Here is a 9369-nt window from a genome sequence, read left to right as displayed (position 1 = left end):
TATGAGTTCGACTGTTGAGAGGTTCATCAATCAGCTGATTAAGAAGATAGACAGACCTGATGGTGTGGAGCTTGAGTGCAGGGTACATATCACCGATCACGCCTACCGCTGGTACTTTGCACTCAACAACAGCATTAAAACGACGCTGCACCAAACGCTTGAATCCATTGCAGATTTGGAAATCCAGTATCAACGCAAAGTGGAGTTGGGAGCATTCAAGCATATTGAGTATATCCAGATCACCAATGGGCGCAGACTCATGGAGAGTCGGGGTATCACGCCAAAAAATGATGAAATCCTAGTTGCATTCCAACATTTAGAGGCCGCCGAATTCAATGTGCCTTGGTGGGACGATACGAAGCGGGAGATTGCCGAGATATGGTCGAGCAACAAGACATTCTATGGTGTGAAGCGTAACCAGGCTGACCGGATCTTTGATGCAATGAAGATTGTGGAGTGTATCGTTCAGGCACCTGACACGGCGCTGTTACCCGACATTCGCACCCTCAGTGCGGCGCTCTATGGCGATTCCAAGAAGCTAGAAAGTAAGAGCTTTACCGGCCTCATTCGAAACCTGATCTTGCCGCATATCGACGATGACGTTGTGGAGTTGGCTGAAGATGGAACGAAGCTACTTGAGTATTTTGGGATTGGCAAATATCCGACGCCAATGCGCTTTAAAGCTGACGGACAGTTGCAATGCCAGGGTGTCATCGACTTATCGGCACTCCACTATGGAATCGGTGTTTCCCCGGATGAGATTAGCGGCATTGAGTGGGGCAAACGGCCACCATATGTGCTTTTTATTGAAAACCGCGCCAGCTTTGAGCGGTATGTGCGCGAGATCGATGACTCGGGCGTGATTATTTATACTGCTGGCTTTCCACCCCGCTCATGGACTCGAGCAATGGAAATCATCATCGCTGACCTGCGAAGTGCAGTTCCGATCTATCACTGGGGTGACCGAGATGTGGGGGGGTACAGAATTCTTGCGTTCTTGGCGAAGCGACTCGATACCGATATCCAACCATACCTTATGGGGGTGGAGATACAAGCACAGACTCAGACTCAGACTAACGCTGAACCCGAAGAGAGACCCGTAGCCGACTTAATGAGGGCGCTAGAATCTGCAAGAGGCTATCCATCTATTTCGGCGCTCTACGAGGCTCTAGCTACACACCCACTGGATAATCTACCGTGGATCGAGCAGGAGCAGATCATACCAATCAGCCCATTAAAGAAATAGCGACTAGTGGCTTTATCCCTCAATCAACCGCGGAATGCGGATAGCCGGAAAACGTCTGTGAAAACGATGAAGAAGACACTGCTGATGTTATGGTCCTCCCGTGCCGCTGTCTGCTGTCTGCTGTTGCCGATAGTGATGTATCGGTGGAGCAGGGGCATGAGATATACATGACATATTCCATCAGCCCCATACTGGCTCAGCAACGCTATCCCGATGCTGAGTTTGTCGGTATGGGGAGCCTGGCTGGCTATTTGGCCGTGACCATGGGTGAGACGCCATACCGTCTGGTGCTACCCTCCAATACCCTCATCTATCAGTCCCGCTACTTCACGGCTATTGACGTCAGGAATCTGGAGGACGCTGCCGTCACCCCCGAGGTGGCCGAGGTCTGGGTCAGAGCAGGATTGCACGGGGACTATCGTTATCAGGTCAGTACCAATGATGCTGGCCAGGTGTCGGTGTTCGTGATGTCGGATGTCCCGTGGACGATGCTGCTCAATCCCCGTGCCGAACAAGGCCAGCGCGTCTCCATACCTGTACCGGGCAAACCCTCTGAGCCTCAGTGAGCTTTTCCTGCTGTGTGCTCACCCTATTCCCCCAATACTACGGCCATCGTTCGGTGAGGTACTGCGATGGCCTGCTACCATTTGATCCATCCCCGCTCCCATCTGTCCGGCCAGTACGGCATTGATACGCCCTGGCAGGCCGATCAGGTTCGTCAGCTGCTGGCCTTCATCCAGCGCGTCCGGGATACGTTCCCGGTACTGCCTGGCATTGATGACGGGCTGTCCGAAGCCACCGCCATGTTGGTATTAGAGCAGGTGCTGCCCGACTGTCGGGCACTGACCTGTAGCCTGTCCTGTTCTGCGGCAGCAGCCCGCAGGCAGCCCGTCGTCCCGGTCAATCTGGTGCAGGTGTGGTATGAGGTGGCCGCGGTCACCCCCATCACGACTCTTTATCAACTGAGCATGGCCATGGGAGTGGGTCTGTCGGATGTCAGTCATGCCCTGGCTCAGGTTCTGCTGCGACAGGCGGAGTCGGTCCACCACGCGGATTGGGAACAGGTGATGAAGTTACGCTGGATGGCTGCCGGGTATCCGGTACAGTCCGCATGGCATTGGCACACGGTCTATTCGCAGCCGTTATCAGGCCATCTGTTGCAGCGTACCTTGAGTGATCTGCAGCGCCTGGAGTCAGGGGTGGTCGCGACACTGGAGCCAGAGCAGACAGGCTCCGCCCCCATCCCGAAGGCTCAGACCGACACATCCGATCCCACTGCTCTGCAGCTGGCACTCTTCCCGACGATTCATCCATCACCTCTTTCATTAACCCATGTGGAGGCCCACCGTGGCACGAGGCGTTAACAAGGTTACCCTTATTGGCAATCTGGGCGCGGACCCCGAAGTCCGCTACATGCCCAACGGCACTGCTGTAGCCAACATTACCCTGGCAACCAGCGAAAGCTGGAAAGACAAACAGTCCGGCCAAGTACAAGAACGAACGGAATGGCACCGCGTGGTGTTCTTCGCCCGTCTGGCTGAAGTGGTCGGTCAGTATGCGCGCAAGGGTTCCAAAGTTTACGTCGAAGGTAAGCTGCAGACCCGTAAGTGGCAGGACCAGAGTGGTCAGGATCGCTACACCACCGAGGTCGTCGTAGACATGCGCGGCTCAATGCAGCTGCTGGACAGCCGTCCTGACAACGGCCAGGGAGCAGGCCCGGGCGGAAGTACGCCAAATGCCTCCGGTCGCCAGGGAGGAAATCCACAACAGCCCTACCAGCAACCTGCCTCACCCCTGCCCGATTACTCCGGCTACCCACAGAACAACTTTGACGACTTTGATGATGGCATTCCCTTCTAGGCAACCCCTGAGACAAGGGTGGAGTGCGGTGATGCTCAGTGCCGTGTGCTGGGCCGTCGCCCTGCCTGCACTCGCCACGCCATCAGCAGACAGTGCTGCGGCTGTTGGGTGTCTGGCACCCGACGGCATGCGCTATCCGCCGGGCAAACTCTATACCTTGAATCAGCACGAACTGGATCACCGCAAAGCAGCGGGTGAATGGGTCTCGGATGGCGATGCCATCTTGGCCCAGTGTCAGTTTTTGGTGGATGTGACGACAAGCCGGCATCCTGGAAGCCGTTTGCCCAGTTTGGTGACCGCTCACTGGACGCCCTGCCTGCCGATCGTCCTGAGCTCTCGCCTGAGCAACGGCAGCTATTACTCAGTGACGTGCATGTACCCCGCCTGTTTGCATGGTCACGGTACCCCGACGCCCTGTGCTCCGCGCTTGAACGAATCGATCCGGTGTTAGCGGCGTATACCCCTACCGAGCAGAGAATGACTACCTTTGTGGCATTGCAGCGGGATATACAGGCAGCCGGCACAGATGTCAGAAAACTGGCGCAGCATATCAAACGCTGGGTGAAGGCGGAGCGGCAATCCATCAAGACTGCAGCAGCGGTCACTAAGGATGGCTGAGAGGTTGGGAAAGGCAGAGAGACTGGGGCAGGTTTTAGAATTTACCATCCACATTTTAAAAGATAAGTCAATACGCCATGCGGCAGTATGTGTTCTGCTGCCTCAGTTTTTCATGGAAATTGGCTGTTGCCGCCGGCATCACTTTATAGAATTGCGTTCAGTTGTAATTTCCGCCAAGTAAGTGATCAAAGGTCAGTAAAGTGATGCCGCCGGCATCACTTTATAGAATTGCGTTCAGTTGAGGCAATATCCCTCCCCTCCTCCATTTCCTTACTCTCAGCCTGTCTCTGAGGGTTTTCTGCTGAGTTGCTGGCCGTTGTTGAACACACTGCGTAGCGGCAGTCGGACGTAGATCCAGCGCCACCTTTCTCGACTTTTCTTGCTCGTGTTTCGTTCCTATTTTCGCTTTGTCATTCAATCAGGAGTGTGTTCATGTCTGATTCTGCTATTTCCGTGACATCCCCCCAGCTGGGCGCACTGCGCTCGACCATCACTATCCAGTTACATACTCACCACGCTTGCCGCCTGTGGGAAGGGGTCAATATTAACGGCGACAATGCAGCGGATGAGTCCAATACGCGCCCGTTCAGTCGCCCCGGAATGCGAGTATTTATGTCCAACATGCATCAGGCTCAGGTCGCATCAGGAATGTACGATCCCTACGCTGACAAACACATGTTGGACATCGAGCAGGCTATCGCAAAAGCCCGTCAGGCCCTGCTTGAGCAGAAACAAACCATTGACGCGGTGTTAAGCCAGGTACCCTCGTCGATCTCGATGACAGATAACTTGTCGGTAAGCCCAAGGCAGTTTCCGGTGATCAGCGCCACGCCGCTCGCGTTCCAGGGTAGCTACCTGGTGTCGGATTTTGACGAGCTGGTTCGTGCTATTTTGTTGGCCAGCCATGTGGGGCTGATCGGCAACAGCGACAAGAACGCCTTGATACGCGACGCGGCCCGGGTGGTGCGCAGTGTGTTTGATAAGTCGCGACGCTATCGATTCACTGGATTGACGAGAGCAGATTATGTGCTCGGCGGTGCAAAAGTGTTGGCCACCATCGAGCGCCACGGCGAGCTGTCGACAGCGATACTGGACGGCACCCTGCGCTCACAGTTCTCCCCTCCTCTGCCCAAAGCACAGCTGGATGCCATGAATGAGGCGCTGGCAACGCGGGCAGGTCTGGCCGCCGGACACCCCCCGATCAACACAGTGACTGACGCAGTACCTGCTACCGAAGAGCTGAATGACGCGGGTGAGGAAGTGACTGGGGCAGTGATCAATGGAGCTACGAAGATGACTGAGGCAGGGGTATCTGACATCGAGGCCGAGGCGTGATTCGCGTCTACACCCCCGCAAACGATGTCTCCCCAGAGCTGCTGTCACAGGCCGCAAACGTTCCCTCCCTAAAAGGCCTTTTTCCTTTTAAGGGTAAGGGGAGAATCGCGCTATTGGGTGTGCAGGCCGAGGAGTCCCGTGAGGGGCTCCTGGTCCTGGGTCGGTATATCGTCCGGCAGTCGGAGGAGTTGAACTATGTCTGGCAGCTCGGTGCGATTCTACGACTGCAGCGGGCAGGATCTGGGGCAACTTTTCTGCGCTGGCGTTTGCCGGATCACCAAGCTGGGCAGAGTGGCGTACCGTTGTGGGCGTCGGTCATGCAAAAACAGGTCGATGCCAGCGTGCGTCGGTCACTGCTGGCTATGGAGCAGGATCGTGTGGCGTTCAATCTGCAGATGAGTATCTGCAGCACGCTGATCCGGCAGGCTACCGATGGGCTGACGAAGATGGAGTCGGCAGAAAACGTGTGGAGTGAGGAGCGGGTATGACTGATAAAAACTCACGCGGGAGTATATTGGATGATCTGGATCAGTTTTTTGGCACGCTGGGCGTGTTGATCGCATGTGTGATCATCTGCTGGGTCTTCATCATTCCTGGTTGGCACAGCCGGGTAGATGCAGGGCGTGTTCAGCTACATGAGGTGTCCGAGCAACTGGAGCATCATCCGCTAGTTAAACAACTCAGGGATGCAAGTGTGGTTCGCATTGAGTCAGAGTCATCGGGATTTGAACCTGGTACAACGACAGCCACTGTGACATTGCGCGATGGAGCAGAACGAGTGATCGAATTTCAAGCGTTCGCGCTATTTGATGTATTTCCGGGTGAGAGCATCACCAGTCGCACAGGCAGCGCGTTTGTCGCACGCTGCATTGCTCAGCATCTGGTCATTGATCTTCAGGAAAAGACGCCTGTCGTCACCGTCACAAAGGACTGTGGCCATTACGAGAACCGGGATACCGTACCGCCTGCAGCGATGATGTCGATAGCGAAAGTCGCAGTGGATCAGGTGCTGAACAAGATATTGCTCGGGCTGCCTCTGGTAGAGGCTCACACCCAAGTCAGCCAGTAGCTGAGGCGGCGCCCGGCCCCTACGGGGCTAGCATGTCTGTGGGTGTCCTACCGAACGCCCCGTGGGGTGGCTGGGCACCGCTGGCCCCTGCGGGGCTGGCATCACGTCTGGCCACTGCGTGGCCGGTGGTGCGATTCGTTCCGTGTTTTCCTCCTGCCCTTCCGTTGCTTTCTGCCGCTGCTGATGAGTTGTCTGTGGCGGCATTCCTTCCTGTTCCCGTGAGGGTTCTCTGCGGTATTTGTCGCTGTCTTTTCTGATCCTGTGCCTCGTTGATATGTGATGTGCACAGGGGATGAGGTGGGGAATGCAGCTGATTTTGTGTGAGAAGCCCAGTCAAGCAAAAGAGATCGCCGCACTCGTTGGCGCAAGCAAGCGCGGTGAGGGGTGTTTGCTGGGGAATGGCGTCATAGTGACCTGGTGTATAGGCCACTTACTGCGGATGGCGGAACCCGACGAGATTAACCCAAATTGGAAAGAATGGCGCCTGGAGCAGCTACCCATGATCCCGGGCGAGTGGTCCATGCGGGTGGACGCTGACAAGGCAAAGCAATTCAAAGCGATTAAGTCTCTGTTAACTCAAGCCACCTCAGTAGTGATTGCGACAGATGCGGGGCGTGAGGGGGAGATGATCGCCCGTGAGATCATTGAGCACTGCAACTGGCGCAAAGGCCCTGTGCATCGGTTGTGGGCTTCTTCTCAAGATGAGGCTACGTTGCGCAAAGCGCTGGCATCACTGTTGCCCGGTGCCTCCAAGGAGCCCCTGTACTGGTCGGCATTGGCCCGATCACGAGCCGACTATATCGTCGGTATGAACATGACCCGCCTGTACTCGCTGCTGGCAAAGCAGCAGGGTTATCAGGGGGTGCTATCAGTCGGGCGTGTGCAGACGCCTACGCTGGCACTGGTGGTCGCGCGGGATCGGGAGATCGCCCGCTTTGTATCAAAGCCGTTTTTTGAGGTTGTGATCACGGCAGACGGAGGCCATGGCCGCACCTTTGCCGCGCAGTGGTTACCCGTGGCCCAGGTGGCAGATGAGGAGGGCCGCTGTATTAACGGCCCGATTGCGCAGCAACTGGCTGCCCGACTCCGGGGGCAGGCGGCACAGGTCGCTTCTGTGGAGGTAAAGCGAATGCGGGAGCAGCCTCCCCTGCCCTTTAGCCTGAGTGCCTTGCAGCAGATCTGTGATCGTAAATTCGGGTTCGGCGTTCAGCAGACACTGGATATCGCTCAGTCGCTGTATGAGAAACATAAAGCCACCACCTATCCACGCAGTGATTGCCGTTATCTGCCGGTGGCGATGCTTGAGGAAGTAAAACCCGTCCTGCAGGCACTGGCTCAGTCTGATCCGTCCCTAGGGCCACTGGTGATGCAGCTGGACAGTCGGCTGCGGTCAGCTGCCTGGAATGATGAGAAGGTGAATGCCTCAGACCACCACGCCATTATTCCGACGATGGGAGTGATTGATCTGTCAGCGATGACCGAGGACGAGCGCCGGGTGTATGAACTGATTCGTCTTCATTACCTGATGCAGTTTATGCCTGCTCACGAGTATGACCGGACTGAGGTGATGCTGGTCGCGCTGGGGCAGCAGTTTAAGGCTGTGGGCAAAGTGATCGCCGTTACCGGATGGCGGGCGCTGATGGCAAAGTCTTCTGCGGCGGAGTCTGATGAGGCTGAGGATAGCGATGCCGGTGGGCAGGAGTTGCCGCCGTTGGAGCAAGGACAAGTTTGCCCGGTCACCGATGCCCAAGTCGTGGAGAAGAAGACCACGCCGCCCAAATTTTTTACTCAGGGAACGCTGATTGCCGCGATGAAAGGCATTGCGCGTTATGTGGCGGATCCACGCCTGAAGGCCAAGTTGAGCGAGACGTCTGGCATCGGTACCGAAGCCACCCGGGCGGCCATTATCGAGGGGCTGATCAAACGGGGGTTTCTGTTGAGCAGTAAGCGGTCGGTCAAATCCACGGACGCAGCACAGTCGCTGATTGATGCTCTGCCCCAGCCGCTCACTGATCCCGGGACCACGGCACTGTGGGAGCAGGCGCTGTCTGCCATTGAGCGGGGTGAGCTGACACTTGATCAGTTTGTGGCCACTCAGGCGCAATGGGTCACTCATCTTGTTCATGAAGCCAAACAGGCTGGTCGCGGGGCGTTACAGATTGCCGCTACTCCAACACAAGCCTGTCCGCTGTGTTCCGCGCCCATGCGCAAGCGCAGTGGCGCCAATGGCCCGTTTTGGGGCTGTACTCGATGGCCTGACTGTAAGGGGGTAGTCGATGGTGGCGGCAAGAAGAAGCGGGCACGCAAGAAGGTGGAGGGCACGGCCTGACGGTACAAAGATGTCGGTCGTGCTGGTAAGTTTCATGGGTTGCACTGCTTATTTTTGCTGGTAATAATGGCCTTACAAAACGTTGACCGCTGACGTCCAATAGCGGCTCCCAAAGACACTGCCTGGTGCGAGCGTGTCGCCCGATGTGGGTTCCAGGCCAGATCAACAAACAGGGGAACGAGGTTCCCGTACCGACGACGGTCACTGCCTTCCTCTGTTTGTTTCCTCTCGCGATTTTCGTTTTTCTGCTCTTCTGATGGGCAGGCATACCACCGAAGTTTTCTGCCGTATGTGATTGATGGCAGTGCACTTCGGGGTGTGCCTCTGGCACCATGTTGTTCAACGCTGTGCCTGCCAGCTGCTGCAGGAGCCGTTTGTGTGGGGATCCACGCCATTGATCAGGCCGCGGGCTACGATACCGGCCAGCAATCGACAGATTGCAGTAGCCATCCTTTTCCTGTCGCTCTGTTATCCGCTGTTGTGTTTTTCTACTGCTGTTGTACGTGATTCGTTGTATCTATCCCTTCCCATGATGTGAGCGGCGGCGCTGCTGCCGCTTACCCTACCCTGCTGTATCCCGTCCCGACGCTTCGTTGTGGCGCTGTGTGTCGCTATGACGTCGCCCTGCCTTGTTTCCCTATTTTGATTATTTTGCTTTTTTTGATGTGTTGTTGATGGGGGAAGCCCTGTCTGCGGGTTAATCCTCATCGGTGAGCTGAGGGTTGGCCGATGTGCGTTGACTTGACTTCCCTCGGTGCGGCGGAAAAAATGGCCGCACGTTATCAGTCTGTTGACTGAAACCAGGTCGCTTCACCTAAGGCGACGACTAACCTGCGGGTTAGTGGTGATTTGCGTGGACAGTATCTCGGCTCATGGCTACGGCACGCACTGGCACTGCCAGCTGATACCACT

The 9369-nt window shown here is 56.2% G+C and carries 9 protein-coding genes; all 9 read left to right on the top strand.

Annotation, left to right across the window (positions count from 1 at the left end):
* Window position 1 precedes the first annotated feature (1 nt).
* The 9 genes from QCD60_RS19935 to QCD60_RS19895 all read left to right on the top strand — a co-directional run bounded on the left by QCD60_RS19935 (window position 2) and on the right by QCD60_RS19895 (window position 8457).
* Window positions 2–1246, top strand: coding sequence for a Wadjet anti-phage system protein JetD domain-containing protein (locus QCD60_RS19935; RefSeq protein WP_279787987.1), 1245 nt, complete (start codon window positions 2–4; stop codon window positions 1244–1246).
* A gap of 167 nt (window positions 1247–1413) precedes the next feature.
* Window positions 1414–1812, top strand: coding sequence for a hypothetical protein (locus tag QCD60_RS19930; protein WP_279787986.1), 399 nt, complete (start codon window positions 1414–1416; stop codon window positions 1810–1812).
* Between the two features lie 66 nt (window positions 1813–1878).
* Window positions 1879–2610, top strand: a complete 732-nt coding sequence (locus QCD60_RS19925) for a hypothetical protein (protein WP_279787985.1) — start codon at window positions 1879–1881, stop codon at window positions 2608–2610.
* Window positions 2594–3106 carry a single-stranded DNA-binding protein gene (gene ssb / locus QCD60_RS19920; protein WP_279787984.1) on the top strand — a complete coding sequence of 171 codons (513 nt, stop codon included), beginning with the start codon at window positions 2594–2596 and terminating at the stop codon, window positions 3104–3106. Before QCD60_RS19925 ends, ssb begins: the two co-directional genes overlap by 17 nt.
* A 198-nt stretch (window positions 3107–3304) precedes the next feature.
* The gene (locus tag QCD60_RS19915) at window positions 3305–3724 is read left to right on the top strand and encodes a hypothetical protein (protein WP_279787983.1); all 420 of its coding nucleotides are present in this window, start codon (window positions 3305–3307) and stop codon (window positions 3722–3724) included.
* A 432-nt stretch (window positions 3725–4156) separates the two neighbouring features.
* Window positions 4157–5059 (top strand): PFL_4669 family integrating conjugative element protein, encoded by a 903-nt coding sequence (locus QCD60_RS19910; protein ID WP_279787982.1) that lies wholly within the window; start codon window positions 4157–4159, stop codon window positions 5057–5059.
* The gene (locus QCD60_RS19905) at window positions 5056–5547 is read left to right on the top strand and encodes a DUF3158 family protein (protein WP_279781267.1); all 492 of its coding nucleotides are present in this window, start codon (window positions 5056–5058) and stop codon (window positions 5545–5547) included. Before QCD60_RS19910 ends, QCD60_RS19905 begins: the two co-directional genes overlap by 4 nt.
* A complete protein-coding gene (locus QCD60_RS19900) occupies window positions 5544–6128 on the top strand; it encodes a hypothetical protein (protein ID WP_279781269.1) in 585 nt (194 codons plus the stop codon). Before QCD60_RS19905 ends, QCD60_RS19900 begins: the two co-directional genes overlap by 4 nt.
* A 304-nt stretch (window positions 6129–6432) precedes the next feature.
* Window positions 6433–8457 (top strand): DNA topoisomerase III, encoded by a 2025-nt coding sequence (locus QCD60_RS19895; RefSeq protein ID WP_279787981.1) that lies wholly within the window; start codon window positions 6433–6435, stop codon window positions 8455–8457.
* Window positions 8458–9369: the final 912 nt, after the last annotated feature.

The sequence above is a fragment of the Pokkaliibacter sp. MBI-7 genome (genome assembly GCF_029846635.1).
Lineage (GTDB): Bacteria > Pseudomonadota > Gammaproteobacteria > Pseudomonadales > Balneatricaceae > Pokkaliibacter.
The sequence above is the reverse complement of the archived record's forward strand: the minus strand, read 5'-3'. Positions and strand labels throughout refer to the sequence as shown.

Bases quoted from the DNA above. Each gene is read 5' to 3' on its own strand.
- QCD60_RS19895 (WP_279787981.1), top strand. From the start codon at position 6,433: ATGCAGCTGATTTTGTGTGAGAAGCCCAGTCAAGCAAAAGAGATCGCC.
- QCD60_RS19910 (WP_279787982.1), top strand. From the start codon at position 4,157: ATGTCTGATTCTGCTATTTCCGTGACATCCCCCCAGCTGGGCGCACTG.
- QCD60_RS19915 (WP_279787983.1), top strand. From the start codon at position 3,305: ATGGGTCTCGGATGGCGATGCCATCTTGGCCCAGTGTCAGTTTTTGGT.
- QCD60_RS19900 (WP_279781269.1), top strand. From the start codon at position 5,544: ATGACTGATAAAAACTCACGCGGGAGTATATTGGATGATCTGGATCAG.
- QCD60_RS19935 (WP_279787987.1), top strand. From the start codon at position 2: ATGAGTTCGACTGTTGAGAGGTTCATCAATCAGCTGATTAAGAAGATA.
- QCD60_RS19925 (WP_279787985.1), top strand. From the start codon at position 1,879: ATGGCCTGCTACCATTTGATCCATCCCCGCTCCCATCTGTCCGGCCAG.
- QCD60_RS19930 (WP_279787986.1), top strand. From the start codon at position 1,414: ATGACATATTCCATCAGCCCCATACTGGCTCAGCAACGCTATCCCGAT.